Source organism: Gilliamella sp. Bif1-4 (assembly GCF_001690535.1).
In the GTDB taxonomy this organism is placed as follows: domain Bacteria; phylum Pseudomonadota; class Gammaproteobacteria; order Enterobacterales; family Orbaceae; genus Gilliamella; species Gilliamella bombi.
On record NZ_LZHC01000059.1, the window covers coordinates 1 to 23,574 of the forward strand.

Sequence of the window (23,574 nt, forward strand, 5' to 3'; positions counted from 1 at the left end):
ACGTTAAATCCGCAACAACAATTTGTTTTTTATCACCTACATCAAATTGTCGTTGCAGGTGATTTTCTGTGGCGGTTTCATTCACTTCCGTATTGTGAGATTGATAACGTTTAACGGTGTATTTTGATACCAGCAATAAGGCTTTCATCACCCGAGCAATGTAACGGCGTGACACCCAAATATTCTCTTTCTGTAAATCAAAACGAATTCGTCTTGTACCATAAGACTGATAGCTCTGATTAAATAGCGTCACGATTTTATCGGCATAAAGCCCTACTGATTTTTGTCTATTCAATTTACACTGATAATAAGCATAATGTTTTGATAATCCTAAATATTGACATAGCTTTGTTATGCTATAACGATGTCGATTTGCTTTTAGGATAGCGATTTTCGCCCTATTATCAGTGCTGCTTGCTTTAGAATATCGTTTTCCATACGGAGTTGTTTAAGCTCTTTACGCAACGCGATTAACTCTTGTTCTTGTGGACTGCGATTATCTTTTGTTTTAAATGAGCCGCTTTGGCTTGCTTGCGTTATCCAACGGTCCAAAGCTGATGGTGTCAAATCATATTCGGCAACGATTTCACTACGTGATTTACCATGTTGATAAAGACTGACCATTTGGTGTTTAAAATCATCTGTGAATGTTCGTCTTTTGCGTTTAATCTTATTCATATTTGTTCCTTTTTTAGTTGTGATAAGTTTACCTTACCCCTTAAAAAAGTTGTATGATTTAGTGTAGCCTATCCACTAGTAAATCCTACATATCAATCAATAAAACGTTCGAAACCTAACAGTATAAAAAGTATTTTTATTTAAAATATTAAACTGAAAGATGTTGATAAAGAGTTATTACTCCAATAGAAATAAGTACTAACCCGCCCAAAAGCTCAGCCCGTTTACCAATTAAACAACCAATTTTATTACCCAATAATAACCCAATAGTAACCATTGTACAGGTAGCGAGTCCAATCATTGATGCAGCAAAAAAGATATTAACACTTGCTAATGCTAAGCCAACACCAACGGCAAATGCATCTATACTAGTTGAAATTGCTGTGAAAATTAACATTAAAAAAGATTTTTTTGATGATATTAATTCATCTTCTTGGCAATTTCCATCTGACTGTTTCTGGCTGTTATATATCATATTAATGCCTAAAAATAGCATGACAGCAAATACAACCCAATGATCCCATTTTTCAATATATTGCAACGTAATATAACCAACTAACCAGCCAAGCAATGGGGTAATAGCCTCAACAACACCAAATAGAATACCAATTTTTAATGCGCCTAAAATTGGTGTTGATTTAAGTGAAATCCCACGACAAATGGCGACAGCAAAGGCGTCGGTTGACATTGCTAGTGCTAATAATAAAATAGCCCAAAAATTCATGACATATACTCTTGCTTATAATTATTAAAAATTTATTACTTTTATAATAATAGTGATGATTTATTGATTTATTACTGAAAATAGATAATTTGCTATTTTTTTATCACCTTTGTTTTTATAAAGTTCAGCTGTTTTTATAACGTTGTCTCGACGATTAGCATCATATTGAAAAAGTTGCTTAAACATTAAGTCAGCTGTTTTTTTATCACTATTTTGGATTGCACAATAACCATATTGTTCATAAGCATCGGCTTTCCAACGATGACGATCGAACTCAATACTTTGTTCAAATTGTTTTTTTGCTTCTTGATAACGATCTCTACCACATAAAAAAGAACCATAATGGACATGATATAATCCATTACCTGGTTGCATTAGAGTAATACGTTTGTAAATCATCTCTGCTTCGTTGTATTCACCAACATGTTGATCAAACATTGCCATGGCTAACATAACTTGGGGATTATTTGGGGAGTATTGTGCAGCTAATTTTAGATTATAATGTGCTATCTTTATATTTTCTTCTGACTCATTTGCTTTAGCAAGATATCCTAATCCAAGTCGCATCCTAGCCAAAGCGGCTTTTTCTGGGTCAAATTCATTGTTGCTTTTCATTTGACAACCCGCTAGTACTATCATCAAAAAATAGCTAGATATAACTAACAATTTCTTCATCTATTTCTCCTTTTTATAAAGATTTATCCTTATGCTGTTTGCTTAACAAGGTTCTGCTTTTTATAAAGAGTTCTTTTAGTGCGGTCAACAACTTCACCAGCTAACTGGCCACATGCAGCATCGATATCATCCCCCCGTGTTTTACGAACAATTACGGTAAATCCATATCCCATTAATGTTTTCATGAAGCGATCAATTCGTGTATTTGAACATCTTGAATAAGGCGCACCAGGGAACGGATTCCAAGGAATTAAATTAATTTTGCTAGGTACATTTTTTAGGAATTGAGCAAGCTCATGAGCATGTTCAACGCTATCGTTAATTTGATTAAGTAATACATATTCAATAGTTACTTTTCCGTGATTTGCGTTTGAAGATGAAAGATAACGCAGAATTGAATCACGTAGCATAGACATATTGTATTTTAGGTTAATTGGCATAATTTCATTACGAATAGTATCATTAGGTGCATGAAGTGATATCGCTAGCGCCACATCAATCATACCGGCTAGCTTATCTAAAGCGGGAACAACTCCTGATGTCGATAGTGTTACACGCCTTTTTGATAAACCATAGCCAAAATCATCTAACATAATTTCCATAGCTGGTGCAACATTAGATAAATTAAGTAGCGGTTCACCCATACCCATCATAACTACATTAGTAATGGGCCTATCTGCTAATTTTCCGGTGACACCAATTGCATTTGATGCACGCCATACTTGGCCAATAATTTCAGAAACGGTTAAATTACGATTAAATCCTTGTTGGGCAGTAGAACAAAATTTACACTCTAATGCGCAACCAACTTGAGATGAAACACATAATGTTGCACGATCACGTTCAGGAATATAAACAGACTCAATCAGTTGGTTATTACCAACATCAAGTGCCCATTTTATTGTGCCATCAGAAGAACGCTGTTCTATGGCAATCTTCGGAGCTTTAATTTCTGCTAAAGTCTTTAGTTGTTCACGTAGTTTTTTATTGATATCGGTCATTTGATCAAAATTATCTATACCAAAATGATAGATCCATTTCATTACTTGATCAGCTCGAAACGGTTTTTCACCAAGTGATATAAAAAACTCTCTCAATTGTTGACGTGTGAAGTTTAGTAAATTTATTCTTTCGTTTATGGAATTAGTTGTATTAAGATTCATTGTATTGGCAGCGTCTAAACAATTTCCAGACGTATTAGATGTAGATGTTGTTAACATAAGGCCTCGTTTTTACACATTATGGCTATTTCTTTTTTAGGAAAAGGATTATACTGTTTTTAACTTAATCTGGCTATATAGAATATTGGCAATGCTTGAAAGATGAAGAAATCAACAATATTAAAAAAAATAGGTGGTTTGACTTTAAAATTATCTTTACTTCTATTTCCTACTTTTATCATGGCACAACAGATCACATTAAATAAATTGATTGGACAGTTTGACGAAAAAAAAGATAATGTTTTTATCGCGTTAGACTCAACTATACTACCTGTTAATAAAAAAGGAATGTATCTACAAAAAGAACCAACCGAACAACTTATAAAAGCCTACAATGATTTTAAAAAAGTTCATCCAGGTATTCCTTTTATCATAGTAAGTGCAACGCGAAATTACACTTACCAAAACGGTATTTGGCAACGGAAATGGGATGTTTTATCAGCTAAAATAAATGATCCAGAAAAAATTGCTGAAGAAATTTTGAAATTTTCGTCAATGCCTGGCACATCAAGGCATCATTGGGGAACAGATATTGATATTACCAGCGTTTCATCAACATATTTTAAGGATGATAAAAAAGGCATCATTCTATATAAATGGCTTCAAAAAAATCTACCTAAATATGGATTTTGCCAAGCTTTTAATGAGGGACGCAAAGGTGGGTATCAACCTGAAGAATGGCACTGGTCATATAAACCTATTGCTAGCCAATATATTGACCAATACAAAACTATATTGGAAAGTGATCCAGAAATTATCATGAAAGCTCTAAATTTTATAGGGCACGATAAAATCAAGCTGGAAAGCCTAGTTAAAGAGTATGTATTAACTGTGAATCCTGATTGTTATTAATATATTTTTATTATTAATGTTTTCTCCAATAAGGCAAACATATTGTCACAATAAGGCCTCCACCATCACGATTAGTTGCTTGGATAGTACCGTTATGCATAATGACGGTCTTTCTGGCAATTGCTAGTCCTAGACCATAACCTTTACCTAATTGTGGAGACTGAATACGGACAAATGGTTCAAAAATACTTGATAACTTATTTTCTTCAACACCAGGGCCTCGATCTTTAACTTCAATTTGTAAATACTTACCTGTTTCTTTTAGTGAAACTTGTACAGCTTGCTGAGCTTTTGAAAAACGAATAGCATTGCGGATAATGTTTTCAACAGCACGGCGTATTTGTTCTGAATTACCTTTAACAATTGGATGAGTAATGGATGATAAAGTAAAATGTACCTCAATTAACTGGTGATTAGCTTCATAATTAGCATCATTGATTACTACACTTATTAAGTCTTTTAAATCAAAATATTCATCAGTGCGATTATTCATTTCAGCACGAGAATAATTTAGAATTTCGCCAATTAACTGATCTAAACGTTCTGACTCTAACTCTATTCTAGCTAAAGATGTATCAATATTTTGTTTATTTTGTTGAGCAAGTCCAATTGCTAGTTGCAATCGAGCAAGCGGAGTTCTAAGTTCATGAGAAACATCATGAAGAAGAGATTGACGATCAGAAAGCAATATATTAAGTTGTTCAACCATCATATCAAAATCTTTACCTAATTCGCTAAGTTCGTCACGTCTAGGTTTTAGTTTATTAAATAATCTAACAGAAAGATCTCCCTGAGATACCTTGAAAAAACCTTGTCTTAATAGCCTCATTGGTCTAGTTAAATTCCATGCTAAAAAAAGGCTAAAAACAAGTCCCACACATATGCCCATTAATACAATGGGCAGGGGCATGTTGAACAATGCCTTTTTAACATGATCCTCTTTATCCTCTTTAAATGAAACAGAATAAAGAGTTCCGTCAGGGGCGACAGTCATACGTTGATAAGCATATGTAGGTGTTTCTAATTCATCGGTTAAAATATTAACTTGATCATTCAATGGAGAAACTAATTTTATTGACAATAACGTTCTTTCTCGATCAGGTAAATGCGCTATGAAATTAAGCGTTTCATCTTCGCCAGCTACATGTAATAACTGAGCAATCATATCGACTTTTGTGGGCATATGATTGAGAAATCTTTGATTTTTATTTTCTACATAAATAGAAAACGCAATCCAAGTCAATTGGAAGGTAAGATAAAAGATTACCCCAAACGTGATAAGTATTTTCCAGAATAATCGATGATTCATGTCAAGCCTATTTGTTTGTTAACGAATACGGTAACCGACGGCTCTAATCGTCTCTATTGTCACATCATTTTGTGCAACTTGATGTAATTTTTGGCGAATATTGCTGATATGGACATCAACACTACGATCATAAAGCTCTCTTGCTCGACCAAGTCCAATTTCAGATAATTCTTCTTTAGTTACTACTCGCTCGCTATGTTTCACTAATAAAACTAATAAATTAAACTCGGTTGATGTCAAATCAATCACTTGCCCATTCCACGTACAAAGTCGTTGAGGTAGATCTAACATTAAACCATTAAAATGATATTTTTTATCATCAACCATTTCGACCGAGCGTTCATCAAAACGTCGTAAAACTGCACGTAATCTTGCTAATAATTCACGCGGATAACATGGTTTTGGAATGTAATCATCAGCACCTAATTCCAAACCCAAAACGCGATCAATATTATCACCCTTAGCAGTTAACATAATAACAGGCATATTACATTGTTGACGGATGCTTTTCAGAACATCAATACCATTAATATCAGGTAACATCACGTCTAAGATTGCTGCACGATATTTACCTGATAGCGCTTCATCAATACCATCTTTACCTAAATAAACACTTTTAATATTAAAACCTTCATTAGTCAAATATTCGCTAAGCATTTGTGATAATTCAACATCATCATCTATTAATAAAATATTTATCATAATCGCAATCGCCATTGTTATCTAATTATAGGTTTTTACATTATTGCAATAATAAAAAAAAGTCAGGTTCTTTTACTAAAATATTACATATTTTAAACTATTCCTAATTATTTAATTTACTATTAAATAATGTAAAAAGGTTTCAGATATAACTATATGTTTTAATATATCTTTTCACAATAACCTCCATAACCACATGTTACTTTATACTGGTTATAAATAGGCATTATTCAATTCTTAATTAAGATAGACTAAAATAGTCTGCTTACTTAACATTAAATGTTTCACCATTTAACACTACTAAAGTTAATATGGAGATAAAAAATGGAACAACAAGTAATGTGGCAACAATTAATTCAATTGGTAAAACGTGAAGTTTTACCTGCAGTTGGTTGTACTGAACCCATCTCTTTAGCTTTGGCTGCAGCTATTGCGATTCAACATAGTAGCAACAAAATTATTGAAAAATTGATGCTTATATTTCGCCTAATTTAATGAAAAATGGTGAAGTCATTTTTAAGGCTGATAAACTTAACATAAATGAATCAAACATGATGCAATAATAGAAAATATATCGGTGAGATTAATTTATGACTTTGCAACTCAAGCTAATTTTAAAGATATAGAATTTATTTTGCACTCAGCTAAGCTCAACGATGCTTTATCTCAATAAGGATTAAAAAGAACCTATGGCTTAAGCATTGCCAACATTACATGAACAAACAAAAACAGGGCTATTAGCTGACGATTTACTATCAAAAGTGATTATTCACACAACTGCTGCATCTGATGCCAGCAAGACTACCAGCAATGAGTAATTCCGGTTCAGGTAATCAGGGTATTACCGCAACTATGCCTGTTGTTGTCGTTGCCGATTATCTGCAAGTAACGCCAGAGCAATTAGCAAGAGCGCTTATTTTGTCACACACCATTGCAATTTACATACATAGCAAGTTTCCACCATTGTCAGCACTTTGTGCCGCATCAACTGCCCGCTATGGGGGCAGCCGCTGGCATGGCATTGTTGCTTGGTAATGGGCATTATAAGCCTATTGATACGACTATTTGTAGTATGATTGGTGATTTAACTGGTATTGTTTGTGATAGCGTGGAAACATCAATCAATAATCTTGGTGCAATTGTTAGTCAAAGCATGAAAGTAACTGACACACAAATTATTGATATAATGTCACATAAAGCATAAACATTTGCTTAACGCTAAAATATTAGGCTTTTAGCGCTTTTAATATAAGCAATTAGCATGTTTTTTTAAAAAATTTACTGGACAATATTATTTTTTATGCGTAATATTTTGTCCTGCTTCTATGGTGGCTATAGCTCAGTTGGTAGAGCCCTGGATTGTGATTCCAGTTGTCGTGGGTTCGAATCCCATTAGCCACCCCATTTTATAAAATAGAAAATCTAACGGCGAGTAGCGCAGCTTGGTAGCGCAACTGGTTTGGGACCAGTGGGTCGGAGGTTCGAATCCTCTCTCGCCGACCATTTTTAAATAAAAATTTCTCTAATTTAGTTGTTTTTTTGTTTAGCAGTTCCTAATTTGAATTTTATAATTAAGTTATTTAGTTGAATTATTTTTTAGTTTTTCTATTCTTTTTCTTTCTTGTTTCAAAATAGACGACTTTTACTCTATTTATTCCAATATGTGCGACGAAGTGATCCAACCAAGAAAAGCGTTAGGAACATATAAGTTATTATAAATAAGTCGAATAATAATCTAATCGTTTCAATAAATAAAATTATATAGAAGCCGTATTTGGCTGCAGATGATGATTCGTTTTTCTATTCTTTATTATGGTTGTTTTGTCTTTCAATATATAACGCCATGTTATTATATTCTTGCCTACAAAAATTATTCTTATCTCACTTGTTTTATGGTGATATTTTGTTTTAATAGATGAAAATATCTCTTTATATAACCTCTATTTATTGGAAATAAATTATGAAAAATGTTGGTTTTGTAGGTTGGCGTGGAATGGTGGGGTCTGTTCTTATGCAACGTATGGTTGAAGAACATGATTTTGATTATATCAATCCTGTATTCTTTTCTACTTCTCAAGCAGGTCAAACAGCTCCTATTTTCGGCGGTAAAACAGGTACATTACAAAGTGCAGATAATATTGATGAATTAAGAGCATTAGATATTATTGTGACTTGCCAAGGAGGGGATTATACCTCTGAAATTTATTCTAAACTACGTGCAACTGGCTGGCAAGGTTATTGGATTGATGCAGCGTCGACTTTACGTATGGCTGATGATGCAATTATCGTGCTTGATCCTGTGAATAAAGATAACATTGATTCTGCGTTAGATAAAGGCATTAAAACCTTTGTTGGTGGTAACTGTACTGTGAGCTTAATGTTAATGTCTCTCGGTGGCTTATTTGCTGAAAATCTTGTTGATTGGGTTTCCGTTTCAACTTATCAAGCTGCTTCTGGTGGTGGTGCGCGTCATATGCGTGAACTGCTCACCCAAATGGGGATGCTAAATGCTGAGGTGGCAAAAGAGTTACAAGATCCTCATTCTTCTATTTTAGATATTGAGAGAAAAGTGACCCAAAAAATGCGAGATGGTAGTTTACCGACCGATAATTTTGGTGTGCCATTAGCAGGTAGCTTGATTCCTTGGATTGATAAGGCGCTTGATAATGGTCAAAGCAAAGAGGAATGGAAAGGGCAGGCAGAAACCAATAAAATTTTAGGTACCAGTCAAGTTATTCCTGTTGATGGACTTTGTATTCGTATTGGAGCACTACGTTGCCATAGCCAAGCTTTTACCATTAAATTGAAAAAAGATATCAGCGTACTTGAAATTGAAAAATTGCTTGCTGCTCATAATGATTGGGTAAAAGTCGTGCCGAATGATCGTGATCTTTCGATGCGTGAACTTACTCCTGCAGCAGTAACAGGCACCTTAACAACACCTGTTGGGCGCTTACGTAAATTGAATATGGGCAAAGATTACCTTTCTGCTTTTACGGTCGGTGACCAATTATTATGGGGGGCGGCCGAACCATTACGTAGAATGTTGCGCATTTTAGCCTAATTAGAAGTAAAATAGAAAAACCCGATTTATCGGGTTTTCAGATTGATGACAAACCTCGATATAATTCGGGGTTTATTTTTTTATTTAAACCATAAATAGGATTTTTAATTTGGATTTTATTAAATAAATTAAAAAATAGCCTAAAAAAACGTAACAAAAATAGCTTTATCGCTATTTTCTTGATATTTTGAGCCGTTGCGGCAAATAAACACTGCATTTGAACCTGCGCTCTATGGTCTCTTTTCGCCGAGCATAGACTTTTTTACCCCACTGACTTAAACGAATCTCGTTTTACTCTGTGTACACTGTGACAATAAAGGACAGACTTTGCAGGTTGCTACATCACAATGATAATGACGATAACCTTCCCTGCTGGTAGTTTTATATATTAATGTTTGCCCATTTGGGCAAGTATAAGTATCGTTTGACTGTTATAGATAAACTACTTTTTTCTGATGGGATTCGCACCATGGGTGGGGCGGCGATAACCCAATACCGGATATATCTGCTCTGCCAGCAGTAAATGGCAAATGGGAGCCGTAAAATAACCCGCATCAAGGACCGACACCAACGGGATTAAAGCCAAACCGCTCTAACTGGCGTTTTAATCGTGCCATATAAGGCTGGGAATCATGGATATTTCCGGCTGTGATATAAGTATCGGTAATTAAATTATATTTGCCATCAACCGTTCGGTGATCTAAGTAGAAGACCCCTTTAGGCTTGCCTTATCGATGCATAAAGCCACTGTCCGGATCTGTTGTATTGACTTTGACATCCTTGTATTTCTCTACCGTCGATGGCTTTAAGGCTTTTTTCCGTTTAATTCTCTTTCTGCGTTGATGGCTTGATTAAGCGCATCAATATATTGACTGGGCTCAACAATACGCTGCTCATTACGTGCCTTGCCTTTATTGGCATTTGCTTTCAGGTGAGTACTGTCCGTATATAAAACCCGACCACTTATCAACCCTTTGGCAATGGCTTGCTCAACAATATTATCAAAAATCTGTTGATAGATTTCACTGTCATTAAACCGACGGCGACGATTTTGGCTGAGTGTTGAGGCGTCAATCACTTTTTCGGTTAATCCCATTCCCAGAAACCAGCGGTAAGCTAAATTGACCTGAATTTCCTGAACCAGACGACGTTCACTGGGATACCGAAAAGATACCCCAATAGCATGATTTTAAACAGTCTGACCGGATCCTCTGCCGGACGACCGTTATTAGGGCTATAAAGAGGTGCTACCGCGTCTCGAATAAATTCAAAATCCATGACTTTAGCTATTTTACGAACAAGATGATTTTGAGGGACAAGCACATCTAGCGAGATTTGCGCTATTTTTTCTGGTGTCGCTGAAGTTGTTTTTTTAACATAGAAGAATTCCTCTTATAATGGACTCCTCTCTATTAGATCAAAGAACTCGCCAAAAAGCGAGTCCTTTGTCATCAATCTGGATTATGGTTATTTATCATTCAACAGCGTCACTAATAGTGATCCATTAAATAAAGCTTGCTGCACTAGTGCAAATGCACCAATTGCTGAGCTATCGTTAAGGGAAGAACAAGTGATAGTCAGGTTTTCCCGTAATCCCTCTAAACTTTGAGCATTTAATGCACTATTAACAGAAGCTAATAGTATTTCGGGCGACTTGGTAAGTTCTCCTGCTAACACAATTCGTTGAGGGTTAAAGATGTTAACCATAATTGCAACCGCTCTACCAAGATTTTCACCTGCATCCTTAACTAACTTAATAGCTAGTTCATCGCCTTGATTAGCATACTGACAGATATGATATATATCACAGTGCTCTAACGTTAACTTTGATACATAACCTTGCTCAATCATCTGTTTAGCTCTGTATTCAATTGCTTTATTTACAACTCGGTTTTCCAAGCAACCGAAATTACCACAATGGCAACGTTCACCTAATGTATCTACTTGAATGTGCCCAACTTCACAAGCGCTTTGATTGTGGTTTGTAAGCAACTGTTGATTAACGATAACACCAGAACCTACCCCGCGATGTACACGGATTAAAATAGAATCATCAACATGTTGTGTTGAACCAAAATAACTTTCAGCTAATGCTAGACTTTGAATATCATTTCCTAGAAAAATAGATACATTGAATTCCTTTTGTAGTATCTCGCTTAAAGCCCATTCTTTTATTTGAATATGTGGAGTGTATCGAACAATGCCATTAACTGAGTCAATCAAGCCAGGGAGTACAATAGATATTGCAATTAAATATTTTATTTTTTTTCTGTTTACCTGAATAAATTCTTTAATCAATGCAATTAGATATTCTTGAACTTGTTGTTGAGTAAAATTGGTAAGTGAGCATCTTTTTGACATAAGGCATTTAGCCCCTAAATCAAAAAGCTCTATTGTGACATTGGATCTACTTAATTGTACGGCAATTGCTTGGTAATATCCAAACTTAGCTTCGATTGAAACTGCAGGCCGTCCCCCCGTTGATTGTTGTGCATCGACTTCTTTAATTAATTTTTTTTTAAGAAGTTGACGGGTTATTTTGGTAATGCTTGCTGGGGCTAATTGGCTGATTTCGGCCAATTGAATACGAGAAACAGGCGCTTGCTGAACAATCAAACGGTAAATCATTGCATAATTTAGCTGTTTGATTAATTCAGCATTGCCAACTAAGTTCAGATAATTAAATTTCATATATTACTCAATATTTTTCATTAATTATCTGATATTCTAGCGACTCACTTCTCCATTAACAACAGTTTTAATTATTGTAAAGTCACGATTAAATACAACAAGGTTCGCAATCTTACCCTCACTAATGCTACCAAGATCTTTATCTACACCGATTGCTTTGGCTGGATAAAGTGTTGCCATTCTTAATGCTTCATCTAATGCAATACCTACATATTCAACTGCATTTTTTACTGCATTAATCATAGTTAATGCTGAACCACCAAGTGTGCCATTTTCATCAATACAGCGGCCATCTTTATAATAAATGGTTTTGCCTGCAAATACGCCTGATTCTAAATTAGAACCAGCAAGTAACATTGCATCAGTAACTAAAATTAAATGATTTTGTTTTATTTTATGACTATTGCGGATATTTGCCCAACTGACATGTTGACCGTCAGCAATAATGCCTACATAAACTTCAGGTTCATCATAAATTGCACCAACTACGCCAGGTTCGCGTCCAGAAATATAAGGCATGGCATTAAATAGGTGGGTACCTAAACGAATGCCATCATTAAATCCACGACGACAATCATCGTAATGACCATTCGAATGCCCTACAGATACATGAATACCTGCGTTAATCAATTGCTTAATGAAATGACTTTCAACTTTTTCTGGTGCTAACGTTATAATTTTAATCACATCAGCATTTTCACATAGAAAATCAATCATTTTTTGTGATGGTTGACGGATAATATTTTCGTCATGAATGCCTTTCTTTTCTGGATTAATGTAAGGTCCTTCAAGGTGTAAACCTAGCGCTTGGTTAGGATGCAAGATCAAATATTCACGCATCACTTCAACTGCCTTTATCATAAATTCATCAGTTGATGTAATTAATGTAGGCAAATAGCTAGTACAACCAGAAATAAGATTTGTGGCCTGCATGGCTTCTAATGTTTCAACGCTCAGTGCATCAAACGTTTCATTAAATTGCACACCACCACAACCATTAACTTGGATATCAATAAATCCAGGTGCAACAATTGCACCTTGTAAATTTTCAATTTTGATATCTGTAGGTAATTCGTCTTGTTTACAGATTTTAGCAATTTTATCACCGCTGATAATAACAGCATGATTTTCAAGAATTTCATAACCTGTATAAAAACGACAATTTGTTAATGCGTACATTGATTTATCCTTTATAAAACGGTCACTTTAAGATTATCAGCTTCCATTTGTTTAAAATATTTTAATGTTTTTACTTTTAGATCATCAGTACTTGGTTCATCACAAACAATAATTGATGCAGGATGCATTTGTAGTGCGGTTACAGTCCAAAGGTGATTAACGCTACCTTCAACACCTGCTTGTAACGCTAAACTTTTGTTATGACCACAAACTAATAAAATTACCTCTTGAGCATCCATTAAGGTTGCAACACCAATGGTTAATGCATGTTTTGGTACTTGATTCACATCATTATCAAAAAAACGGGAATTAGCAATGCGTGTATCTTCAGTTAATGTTTTGATGCGTGTACGTGAACAAAGTGAAGATGCCGGCTCATTAAAAGCGATATGTCCATCTTGACCCACCCCCCCAACAAAGATATTAATTTTGCCGTAAGCTTTGATCTTCGCTTCATATTGACGGCACTCTTGATCAATATCTGGTGCATTACCATTTAATATATTGATATTGTTCTTATCAATATCAATATGATTGAAAAAATTTTCGTACATAAATGTGTGGTAGCTTTGTGGATGTTCTTCTGGAATACCAACATATTCATCCATATTAAAGGTTACAACATGTTTAAAGCTGACGTTACCTGCTTTATATTGTCTAATCAATTGTTGATACATAACTAATGGTGAACTACCTGTTGGCAGCCCCAATAAAAATGGACGATCTGCGGTAGGCTTAAACTCATTAATTTTATTAACAATGCGCTGTGCAACCCAGGCACCGACTTCTTGTGCAGTTTCTAAAGGAATAAGTCTCATGTGCTGTTACCTCTTGTGATATAATTAAAAAACTTTTTTTTTGAATTAAAATATGTTGCCTTTATTTTACTATATTAAACTAATTAATCAAAAAAAATGGTGATTTAAATCACAAAAAAAGAATAATTAATTTGTGAAGTAAAATAAATAATATAGAGTGGAATAATAATACTTAATTATCATCACTTAAAGATGTAAAATTTCATTACTTTTTATTATATATACCCCCTAAAAATTATATGAGGTTAAACTTATGGGAATTTTAGCTTATATGCAACGTATCGGGCGTTCATTGATGGTGCCTGTGGCAGTTCTACCGGCTGCTGCAATACTACTAGGAATTGGGTATTGGATCGATCCTAATGGTTGGGGGCAAAATAGTATTATTGCCGCTTTTTTAATTAAATCTGGCGGAGCAATTATTGATAATATGCCAATACTTTTTGCTATTGGCGTGGCTTATGGCATGTCTAAAGATAAAGATGGTGCAGCCGCACTTGCTGGGTTAGTTGGCTTTTTAGTGGTTACAACTTTACTCTCTCCTAGTTCGATTGCATTATTTAATGGTATTGATACAAAAGCAGAAGATTGGCTAGAAAAAGTTCCTGCTGCATACCAAAAAATAAATAACCAATTTATTGGTATTCTCGTTGGTATTATTTCAGCTGAGCTTTACAATCGTTTTAGTCAGGTGGAATTACATAAAGCATTAGCATTTTTTAGTGGTAAAAGACTAGTGCCTATTATTGTATCGATAGTTATGCTATTGGTTTCTGCTGTTTTATATTTTATCTGGCCATCTATTTATGATGCATTAGTTGTTTTTGGCAAATATATTAAAGATTTAGGATCAGTGGGTGCTGGTATTTATGGATTCTTCAATCGTCTATTAATTCCTATTGGTTTACATCATGCACTTAATTCTGTTTTTTGGTTCGACGTTGCAGGTATTAATGATATTCCAACTTTCTTAGGAGGACAAAAGTCAATTGATGATGGATTAGCTACAATTGGTATTACTGGTCGTTACCAAGCCGGATTTTTCCCAATTATGATGTTTGGCTTACCGGGAGCTGCACTAGCTATGTATCATACAGCAAAAAAAGGTAATAAGGATAAAACAGCTTCAATTATGTTAGCCGCTTCATTTGCGGCATTCTTTACTGGCGTTACTGAACCGTTAGAATTTGCGTTTATGTTTGTTGCGCCATTACTTTATGGTTTACATGCTATTTTAGCTGGTATTTCACTTTATATTGCCGCAGCAATGCAATGGATTGCAGGATTTGGTTTTAGTGCTGGCTTAGTTGATATGTTACTTTCTAGTCGTAATCCACTTGCTGTACATTGGTATATGCTTATACTTCAAGGTTTAGTGTTCTTTGCTGTTTATTATGTTGCATTCCGCTTAGTTATTGTGAAATTTAATCTTAAAACACCAGGTCGTGAAGACGAAGTAGAAACACCCCAAAGTAAAACTGAAAAATCAACACAAGGCAATATAGATACAAAAAAACTTGCAGATCAATATTTAGCAGCTGTTGGCGGTAAAGAAAACCTAACCAATATTGATTCTTGTATTACACGTTTGCGTTTAGGCGTTAATGATTCTGAGCTTATTGATGAACAAGCTGCTAAAGCACTTGGTGCAATGGCAGTAATAAAATTAGGTAAAACGGGGGTACAAATTGTAGTTGGTCAGCAAGCAGAAAAGATTGCAGATCAAATGAAAAAGTTAGTTTAATTAAAATAAGAGTTAAATTGTAGGAAAACACCGAGTTGTTTACACTTCATAATTAAAATAACCTTTTAAAAATTCATAATGCGTTTTAACCATATTATAAAAGTTAATAAATCGCCTAAAATTTTATTCTCTATATTCTGAATCAGCAAATATTTGCTGATTCAGAATATATCCCTTTGTAAATCTATACTAAATTTGTATATTTGCCCATTAAAGGTGATAATTAATTTTGTCACAAAATTTTATAATAAACCGACCCATTGTATTTTTCTAGTTTTTGGCATAGTCCATTTTTCTAAAGCTTGTTGTATTGCTAACTAAATGTTTTTTTAAGTGAATTATTAGGACTCTTTACTTTTTGTGTTTATATATTAATCAACAATACATTGGTAACCACATAAGTATAAATACCAGCAATAACATAATGTTATCCTTGCGAAAGCTTGAAACAAATCGGTAGACCACCACTATCAAAAGCAAAGTGGATTTTAGCTGAGTTGCCCCACAGCTTTTTCCTATCTGATGTGAATGCTAAGTTGCTACATCTAAGCTACGTTGATGCGCTCGCACATTTGGTCGAGTTTTTTATGTGTTTGATTATTGGTTTTATGTTGAATCCTAATAATTGAGTCATCACATAAAACGATTGGTTGTAGGTCTTTAAAAAAAGTCCCTCTCTCAAAAAATGTATCGGATTTTCACTTAATACTAATCTTTGTTCTATTTCCATTGCATGACCCTCTTTATTTAATTTTACCCTTGTGCCACCGCCATCGACACTTTCAGCGTCGGCGGCGGTAGGAGCGGCGCAGTTTTGTGGCGCACAACCCTAAGGATGGCCCAAACTTACGCCGAGGCTTTATTCTTTCTTATATTGTCCTCTCAAGCACCATAACCACCTTCTGCGCTCTAAGGATTAAGGACTAAACGCTAAAAACTAAGGTGTGGTGCAAACAGCGTAAAGACGGGTACTGGTGCCGGCGCGGTAGCTGCGGACATCGCCGAAGATCGAGTTGACAAGGAACTGATAGCTACCTGTTACATCGCTTGTCCAGTAGTGGTAGTCGACGAAGCCCGCATCAGCGTATTCGTGCATGATGCCCCACTCCGTAAAAAATCCAGCGCCTATATGACGTTGGTATTTATTATGTCTTGACGACGGCGTGGCGCCATCTATGCCATTTATACAGGGGAAATAATTACTCTCTACACCACACTTCGAATTAGTTAAATCCCTTACCCTCGGCATGCGATAACCCAAACCATTACACCATGCTAACTGGTCACTATAAGTTTTCAATTGATCACCCCGATTGACGAACCACTGCTTTAACACAAATCCATATTTTACTACCTCATCAGCGGTACTAATATCTCTACCCACTAACTCAAACGTCTGTGGTAACCTTGGCTTAGCAATTGGGCTAGGATTCGGATTGTCCCATTGATTTCTTGCCTCTGGACCTGTTAGCTTTACCCGAAGATAAAAACTGTAGCCATGATGCTCTACAACCTCCACCACTGTCGCAGTAATTCCCTCATGCGTTACCGGTTCCCATGTCAATTGTTCTGGTTTGACTCTCTCTATTTTTAATACTAAATCAAAATATAAATTATGCGCACCTGTAGTCGGGAAATTGAGGTTGTATAATTCAGGATTGATTGATGATTGTACTAAAAAGCCTTCATAAGGATTCCATATGTCAGCTGGGCCTGCAAAGTCTCCGACACCAAAATTTGGATTCGGCCTTACATAATTGATAACTGGCGACGGTATTACTATTGCATCACTACGATTACCTGCTCGAGCCTTTTTACCATTCAATGCCTGTAAATTCGATGAAGATGACAATAATAACAATGCTAATACTAGCAAAGCTGTTTTAGGTGATTTGAGCGATAATTTCGATAATACGTTGAAAGATAATTTGGAAGATATAAATAAATTTCGTGTAAAAACTCGTCGAATAAGATTATTTGATAAATTTAAGACATAGGTTTGCCAGGTCTGGTGTCTGGTGTCTGGTGTCTAAAATAATAATGCATTATGGTTTACCTGTCAAGTAATAACTTGTTTTATTTAGATTTTTATAATTACTTGCTTATTTAATAAGCTTTTTTCTATAGCGATAAAAGTATAACCATTTAAAAAATAGTTGGCTAGTTTTTTGGCAAATTTTTTGTAAATAATTGTTCGTGGTGGGGCAAAAAGATGGAATTGATAGATGGGTTGGTCTTGAATGGTGGAATAAGCGCTTTTTGAAGGTATAAAATCGTTCAGGTAGGGTAATGATTTTATTTGATTTTTTATGCTTAAAACAAGTGGTCATATAGTAAATGCTATTTTTAGTCGTAGAAATTACTCTCATTGTTTACCGTAATTTAAGGAACGACAGCAATGAACATACAAAAAAATCAAACTAAAGATTTATCAATGGTGGCTAAAAGTAATAACAAAGCCTAGCTAGACGACAGTTTCAGGTCGACACCAAACATTTACATATTCCATTTATAACACCTAAAAACCGCATGAAGCATTAAATAATCATCCATTTAATATAAAGGACTAAAATAAACAATGTAATTCTCGGCATGATTTGTGAATATTTATATGACTATTCACTTTTTAGGCTGTATTTTTGTGAGAAACACTCAAGATCTCTATACCATTTGATAATTAATTAAAGTGTCGCTGTATCTATTCATTAAAACGTTTAATAACCATTTTATTAATCAAAATTTACGAAACCAGCCCACTAATAAACGAATGAAAAAACCGAAAGCATGATTACATATTTTAATTGCAATGTGGCATGATATAAAAAATATTTAACAATACAGAAAATAGAGAACAAAAGTCTAAGCTACTTATTCACATTTATAATATGGTTATACATAAAGCTATTTCTGGTAAAACGCCTTTATGTGTTTAAGCGGGTTGTTTTAATAATAAAATTTAAATAATACAATATGTTATTACATATTATCTGTTGGTTCTACTTATATACTCATTGCCATTGACCCTATTTTATAGTACCTTTAAAAGCAAAGAAAACTATAGGTATAGATGCTTTAACTAAATTATCTAATCAATAGAGGAAATGGCTGATTAGTTAACTCATCAGCCTAATAATATAGGTTAAATTATTATGACTTGTCCAACGAACACACCTGTAAAAAAACTATCTTTTTTAGACCGTTACTTAACTCTATGGATTTTTGCTGCAATGGCATTAGGTATTATCTTAGGTACGGTATTTACATCCTTACCAGATAGGCTTAATGAATTATCTGTTGGTTCGACTAATATACCTATTGCTATTGGCCTTATTTTAATGATGTATCCACCACTGGCAAAAGTGCGTTATGAAGAGTTACCTAAAATTTTTCAAGATAAAAAAATATTAGCTTTATCATTAATACAGAATTGGTTAATTGGCCCTGCATTAATGTTTATATTGGCGATAATTTTTTTGCATGACTATCCAGAGTATATGACAGGTGTTATTTTAATTGGCCTTGCGCGTTGTATCGCTATGGTGCTAGTTTGGAATCAATTAGCTGATGGGGATAACCAGTATATTGCTGCACTGGTTGCCTTCAACTCTATCTTCCAAATCCTATTTTTTAGTGTCTTTGCTTGGTTTTATCTTTCTTACTTACCTCCTTTATTTGGTTTAGCTGGGAGTGTTATTAATGTAAGTTTTGGTACTATCGCTGAAACTGTTCTTATCTATTTAGGCATACCCTTTTTAGCAGGTTTTTTAACTCGTTACTTTTTACGAAAAGTAAAAGGAGATGATTGGTATCAAAATAAATTTTTACCTAAAATCAGCCCTATTACATTGATTGCGTTACTATTTACTATTGTGGCTATGTTTAGCTTAAAAGGTAATGAAGTGGTTAAACTACCTTTAGATGCTATTCGAATTGCTATTCCACTAACAATCTATTTTGTTGTAATGTTTGTTTTAAGTTTTGTGATGGGTAAATTAGCCAATGAAAGCTACCCTAAAGTAACCGCCATGTCCTTTACAGCGGCCAGTAATAACTTTGAATTAGCTATTGCTGTGGCTATTGTCGCTTTTGGTTTAGCATCGCCTGTGGCCTTTGCTGCAGTGATAGGGCCACTAGTTGAAGTCCCTGTGCTTGTATTGCTAGTCAATGTAGCATTATGGATTAGAAAGAAATATTTTTAATCTAATATTTCGATAATACGTTAAGAGATAATTTGAAAGACATAAATAAATTTCGTGCAAAAACTCGTCGAATAGGATTATTTGGTAAATTTAAGACATAGGTTTGCCTGTGCTAGTGGAGTGTTTTTTGGAGATCGGTTTTGGGTGGCTGTTTTTGTAAAAATAGGACTCAAAAAAACATAAATAAAATCAATTCATTTACTGACCGATTTTTAAAATCAAGGAAAAACACTCTGCTTTATAAAACAGAGCGTTTGGAAGAAAAGAGGAAAAAGAAGATAAAAATTAGAATTCCATTAGTTCCTTTTCTTTATCGGCAAGCACTGTATCTAATTTTTTAATTGCGGCGTCTGTCGCTTTTTGGATTAAATCTTGTGCTTTACGCTCATCATCTTCAGATATTTCTTTATCTTTTAGTAATGCTTTGATTTGGTCGTTAGCATCACGGCGAATATTACGGATCGATACTCGACCTTGTTCTGCTTCGTTACGGACAATTTTGGTTAAGTCTCGACGGCGTTCTTCGGTTAGTGGCGGTAATGGAACGCGAATAACGGTACCTGCTGATGCTGGGTTAAGTCCTAAATCTGATGTTAAGATTGCTTTTTCAATTAGTGGTGTAAGTGATTTGTCAAATACAGTAATCGCTAGCGTTCTTGCATCTTCAGCAACGATGTTAGCTAGTTGGCGTAATGGCGTTGGACTACCATAATATTCAACCATAATACCATCTAATAAGCTTGGTGATGCGCGACCCGTTCTTACTTTAGAAATATGATTTTGAAACGCATCAATACTTTTTTCCATGCGCGTTTGCGCTTCTTTTTGAATCTCGTTTAACATAATAAAAGCCTTATTTAAAATAAAGATAATTAACTGGTTATAGTTGCTTTGTTATTAATTAATGTTCCTTCTTGTTCACCTAATATAACACGACGCAACGCTCCAGGTTTATTCATATTAAAGACACAAATTGGTAAATTATGATCCCTTGCTAATGTGAATGCCGCTAAATCCATTACTTTAAGCTCATCTGTAAGCACTTTTTCATAGCTTAGTGTTTTATAAAGTGTTGCTGTTGGATCTTTAACAGGATCGGCAGAGTAAACACCATCTACTTTGGTCGCTTTTAAGACAACATCTGCACCAATTTCAATACCCCGTAAGCATGCTGCTGAATCGGTTGTGAAAAAAGGATTACCAGTTCCAGCAGAAAGGATAACGACTTTACCATGACGAAGCAAGCTAATTGCTTCAGTCCAACGATAGTCATCACATACACCATTTAATGGAATGGCTGACATTAAGCGAGCGTTTACTTCTATTCGGTGTAATGCATCGCGCATCGCTAGTCCATTCATGACGGTTGCAAGCATGCCCATGTGATCACCAACTACTCGGTTCATTCCCGCTTTAGCAAGTCCTGCACCACGAAATAGATTACCACCCCCAATAACAACAGCAACTTCAACATTCATTTCAATAAGCTCTTTTATTTCTTGAGCCATACGATCAAGAACGGTTGCATCAATACCAAAACCTTCATCACCTTGTAGTGCTTCACCACTGAGTTTAAGAAGAATACGTTTATAAAAAGGGGTTACCATATGATGTCTCACTGTTTCGTTATTTAATAAAATAAGGAGCTAGGGCTCCTATCTAGCAGTAATTTTAAAATATTTTGTAGATAAACAAAACCGCCTTAACGGCGGTTTTATAAAACAATTAAGATTGTTTTGATATTGCTGCAACTTCTGCAGCGAAGTCAACTTCGACTTTTTCAATACCTTCACCCACTTCAAAACGAATGAATGAAGTAACTGCTGCGCTCTTTTCTTTTAATAAATCGCCAACAGTTTTTGAAGGTTCCATTACAAATGGTTGACCAGTTAGTGATACTTCACCAGTGAATTTACGCATACGGCCTTCAACCATTTTTTCAGCGATTTCACGTGGTTTACCTGATTGCATTGCGATATCAATTTGAATGTTACGTTCATGTTCAACTACATCAGCAGGTACGTCACTTGGATCAACGTACTCTGGTTTGCTTGCAGCAATGTGCATTGCGATGTGTTTAACTAATTCATCGTCAGCACCGTTTGCAGCAACTAATACACCAATACGAGCACCGTGTTGGTAACTACCTACTACGTCACCAGCAATTTCAGCAACACGACGAATACCGATATTTTCACCAATTTTAGCAACTAAAGCTGTGCGCTCTTCTTCAAATTTAGCTTGTAGTGCAGCAATATCGCTAATGCGTTCTGTTAATGCCGCCTCTGCAACTTTATCACTAAATGCTAAGAATCCTGCATCTTTAGCAACAAAGTCTGTTTCGCAGTTTACTTCTAAGATAACACCCAATTTTTTATCCGCAGATATTTTAGAAATAATAACACCTTCAGCCGCAACACGACCTGCTTTTTTAGCTGCTTTTGCTTGACCTGATTTACGCATGTTGTCAATTGCAAGTTCGATATCACCGTTTGCTTCAACTAATGCTTTTTTACATTCCATCATACCTGCGCCAGTTCTTTCGCGCAGTTCTTTTACCATAGAAGCGGTAACTTCAGCCATTTTTTAATCCTCTATTTAACCATTGTGATGATTTTCATTAGAATGGGTCGATATTATTATCGACCCTGAAAATATTTGAGTTTATTACTCTGCTGCTGGCGCTTCTTCTACGAAGCTTTCTTCAGATACTGGAGATTGGTTTTGTTCACGACCAGAACGTACGGCTTCAGCAACTGCATTTGCATATAATTGAATTGCACGAATCGCATCATCATTACCTGGAACAATGTAATCAATACCATCAGGATCTGAGTTAGTATCAACAATAGCAATGACTGGAATACCTAAGTTGTTAGCTTCTTTGATAGCGATATGTTCGTGGTCTGCACCAATAACAAAGATCACATCAGGTAAGCCACCCATATTTTTAATTCCACCCAAGCTATTTTCTAATTTAGCCATTTCACGAGCACGCATTAGTGCTTCTTTTTTGGTTAATTTATCGAATGTACCATCACTAGCTTGTGTTTCTAAATCTTTTAGACGTTTGATTGATTGACGTACTGTTTTCCAGTTAGTCAACATACCACCTAACCAACGGTGATTAACGTAGTACTGTCCACAGCTTTCAGCAGCTTGTTTAATTGCTTCGCTAGCTGCACGTTTTGTACCAACAAATAAAATTTTACCTTTACGAGCGGCAATCTTGTTTAATTCAGCTAATGCTTCGTTAAACAATGGTACTGTTTTTTCAAGATTGATAATATGAACTTTATTGCGTGCACCAAAAATAAATGGTTTCATTTTTGGGTTCCAATAACGAGTTTGGTGTCCAAAGTGTACACCCGCTTGTAGCATATCGCGCATTGATACTGTAGTCATGATTTCCTCATTTTGACGTTGGGGTTATGCCTCCACATATCCGCTCTATCCGACCTATACATAAAGTAAAAGGCACCCCGGAAAAGTGTAATGATATGTGTGTGTTATAACGTTAATTAATCATTAAATTTAATGCTTTTATTCACCATTACTTTTACAAAAAATAATGTGAAATGTAGCGCGCGTTTTATACCATAAATAGTATAAGATTGCTAGCTTTATTTATATTTATAAGTTGTTAACGGTGTTAATTATTGTAATGATGTATAGATTAGTTTTATTAAGTGTTTATTGTATATTTAATTAGCAACTAT

The 23,574-nt window shown here is 35.0% G+C and carries 19 protein-coding genes, 2 tRNA genes and 3 pseudogenes; 7 read left to right on the top strand and 17 right to left on the bottom strand.

Annotated features, from left to right (window positions below; genetic code table 11):
* The 5 genes from A9G25_RS08295 to A9G25_RS08315 form a co-directional block, all read right to left on the bottom strand.
* Positions 1 to 295 (bottom strand): IS3 family transposase (locus tag A9G25_RS08295; RefSeq protein ID WP_141675061.1); only part of this gene is annotated, 295 nt, incomplete at its 3' end.
* Positions 296 to 378: 83 nt separating this feature from the next.
* On the bottom strand, positions 379 to 678 hold the full coding sequence (locus A9G25_RS08300) for an IS3 family transposase (protein WP_034885636.1): 300 nt from the start codon (positions 676 to 678) through the stop codon (positions 379 to 381).
* Positions 679 to 826: 148 nt separating this feature from the next.
* The gene (locus A9G25_RS08305) at positions 827 to 1,402 is read right to left on the bottom strand and encodes a manganese efflux pump MntP (RefSeq protein ID WP_065626538.1); all 576 of its coding nucleotides are present in this window, start codon (positions 1,400 to 1,402) and stop codon (positions 827 to 829) included.
* Between the two features lie 60 nt (positions 1,403 to 1,462).
* Entirely contained in the window at positions 1,463 to 2,077 is a 615-nt protein-coding gene (locus tag A9G25_RS08310; protein ID WP_065626539.1) for a hypothetical protein, read from the bottom strand.
* Between the two features lie 29 nt (positions 2,078 to 2,106).
* On the bottom strand, positions 2,107 to 3,240 hold the full coding sequence (locus tag A9G25_RS08315; protein WP_065626570.1) for a bifunctional tRNA (adenosine(37)-C2)-methyltransferase TrmG/ribosomal RNA large subunit methyltransferase RlmN: 1,134 nt from the start codon (positions 3,238 to 3,240) through the stop codon (positions 2,107 to 2,109).
* 159 nt (positions 3,241 to 3,399) lie between these two features.
* Here A9G25_RS08315 and A9G25_RS08320 point away from each other — a divergent pair, with 159 nt between their 5' ends.
* A complete protein-coding gene (locus A9G25_RS08320; RefSeq protein WP_065626540.1) occupies positions 3,400 to 4,149 on the top strand; it encodes a M15 family metallopeptidase in 750 nt (249 codons plus the stop codon).
* Between the two features lie 13 nt (positions 4,150 to 4,162).
* Here the strand turns inward: A9G25_RS08320 and A9G25_RS08325 are convergent, their stop codons facing one another.
* Both A9G25_RS08325 and A9G25_RS08330 read right to left on the bottom strand, forming a co-directional pair.
* Entirely contained in the window at positions 4,163 to 5,332 is a 1,170-nt protein-coding gene (locus A9G25_RS08325) for an ATP-binding protein (protein ID WP_218057577.1), read from the bottom strand.
* Between the two features lie 144 nt (positions 5,333 to 5,476).
* Positions 5,477 to 6,157, bottom strand: a complete 681-nt coding sequence (locus tag A9G25_RS08330; protein ID WP_065626571.1) for a response regulator transcription factor — start codon at positions 6,155 to 6,157, stop codon at positions 5,477 to 5,479.
* 327 nt (positions 6,158 to 6,484) lie between these two features.
* Here A9G25_RS08330 and A9G25_RS13410 point away from each other — a divergent pair.
* The 4 genes and pseudogenes from A9G25_RS13410 to asd all read left to right on the top strand — a co-directional run bounded on the left by A9G25_RS13410 (position 6,485) and on the right by asd (position 9,224).
* Positions 6,485 to 7,364 (top strand): annotated as a pseudogene (locus A9G25_RS13410) (L-serine ammonia-lyase, iron-sulfur-dependent, subunit alpha).
* Positions 7,365 to 7,488: 124 nt separating this feature from the next.
* Positions 7,489 to 7,564 (top strand) — tRNA-His (locus tag A9G25_RS08345).
* Between the two features lie 22 nt (positions 7,565 to 7,586).
* Positions 7,587 to 7,663: transfer RNA gene (locus tag A9G25_RS08350), tRNA-Pro, on the top strand.
* A gap of 457 nt (positions 7,664 to 8,120) precedes the next feature.
* Positions 8,121 to 9,224, top strand: coding sequence for an aspartate-semialdehyde dehydrogenase (asd, locus tag A9G25_RS08355; RefSeq protein WP_065626544.1), 1,104 nt, complete (start codon positions 8,121 to 8,123; stop codon positions 9,222 to 9,224).
* Between the two features lie 37 nt (positions 9,225 to 9,261).
* Here the strand turns inward: asd and A9G25_RS12380 are convergent.
* From A9G25_RS12380 to nagB, 4 genes and pseudogenes are all read right to left on the bottom strand, one after another.
* Positions 9,262 to 10,568, bottom strand: a pseudogene (locus tag A9G25_RS12380) (IS1182 family transposase).
* A 123-nt stretch (positions 10,569 to 10,691) separates the two neighbouring features.
* Entirely contained in the window at positions 10,692 to 11,915 is a 1,224-nt protein-coding gene (locus tag A9G25_RS08370) for an ROK family protein (RefSeq protein WP_065626546.1), read from the bottom strand.
* Positions 11,916 to 11,951: 36 nt separating this feature from the next.
* Complete coding sequence (nagA, locus tag A9G25_RS08375; RefSeq protein ID WP_065626547.1) at positions 11,952 to 13,094, bottom strand: N-acetylglucosamine-6-phosphate deacetylase; 1,143 nt, start codon at positions 13,092 to 13,094, stop codon at positions 11,952 to 11,954.
* An 11-nt stretch (positions 13,095 to 13,105) separates the two neighbouring features.
* Positions 13,106 to 13,912, bottom strand: a complete 807-nt coding sequence (gene nagB / locus A9G25_RS08380) for a glucosamine-6-phosphate deaminase (protein ID WP_065626548.1) — start codon at positions 13,910 to 13,912, stop codon at positions 13,106 to 13,108.
* A 253-nt stretch (positions 13,913 to 14,165) separates the two neighbouring features.
* Here nagB and nagE point away from each other — a divergent pair, with 253 nt between their 5' ends.
* Complete coding sequence (nagE, locus tag A9G25_RS08385) at positions 14,166 to 15,656, top strand: N-acetylglucosamine-specific PTS transporter subunit IIBC (protein WP_065626549.1); 1,491 nt, start codon at positions 14,166 to 14,168, stop codon at positions 15,654 to 15,656.
* Between the two features lie 430 nt (positions 15,657 to 16,086).
* On the opposite strand, the pseudogene A9G25_RS13205 reads toward nagE, so the two are convergent.
* Positions 16,087 to 16,226: pseudogene (locus tag A9G25_RS13205) on the bottom strand (IS5/IS1182 family transposase); the annotation flags it as partial.
* A gap of 367 nt (positions 16,227 to 16,593) precedes the next feature.
* The gene (locus A9G25_RS08390) at positions 16,594 to 17,508 is read right to left on the bottom strand and encodes a hypothetical protein (RefSeq protein WP_141675062.1); all 915 of its coding nucleotides are present in this window, start codon (positions 17,506 to 17,508) and stop codon (positions 16,594 to 16,596) included.
* Positions 17,509 to 18,805: 1,297 nt separating this feature from the next.
* Here A9G25_RS08390 and arsB point away from each other — a divergent pair.
* Entirely contained in the window at positions 18,806 to 19,855 is a 1,050-nt protein-coding gene (gene arsB, locus A9G25_RS08395; protein WP_065626551.1) for an ACR3 family arsenite efflux transporter, read from the top strand.
* Positions 19,856 to 20,140: 285 nt separating this feature from the next.
* On the opposite strand, the gene frr is transcribed toward arsB, so the two are convergent.
* The 4 genes from frr to rpsB form a co-directional block, all read right to left on the bottom strand.
* The gene (gene frr, locus A9G25_RS08400) at positions 20,141 to 20,698 is read right to left on the bottom strand and encodes a ribosome recycling factor (protein WP_065560532.1); all 558 of its coding nucleotides are present in this window, start codon (positions 20,696 to 20,698) and stop codon (positions 20,141 to 20,143) included.
* Positions 20,699 to 20,727: 29 nt separating this feature from the next.
* The gene (pyrH, locus tag A9G25_RS08405; protein WP_065626572.1) at positions 20,728 to 21,462 is read right to left on the bottom strand and encodes a UMP kinase; all 735 of its coding nucleotides are present in this window, start codon (positions 21,460 to 21,462) and stop codon (positions 20,728 to 20,730) included.
* 118 nt (positions 21,463 to 21,580) lie between these two features.
* Positions 21,581 to 22,438 carry a translation elongation factor Ts gene (tsf, locus tag A9G25_RS08410; RefSeq protein WP_034911975.1) on the bottom strand — a complete coding sequence of 286 codons (858 nt, stop codon included), beginning with the start codon at positions 22,436 to 22,438 and terminating at the stop codon, positions 21,581 to 21,583.
* 84 nt (positions 22,439 to 22,522) lie between these two features.
* The gene (gene rpsB / locus A9G25_RS08415) at positions 22,523 to 23,260 is read right to left on the bottom strand and encodes a 30S ribosomal protein S2 (protein WP_065560530.1); all 738 of its coding nucleotides are present in this window, start codon (positions 23,258 to 23,260) and stop codon (positions 22,523 to 22,525) included.
* Positions 23,261 to 23,574: the final 314 nt, after the last annotated feature.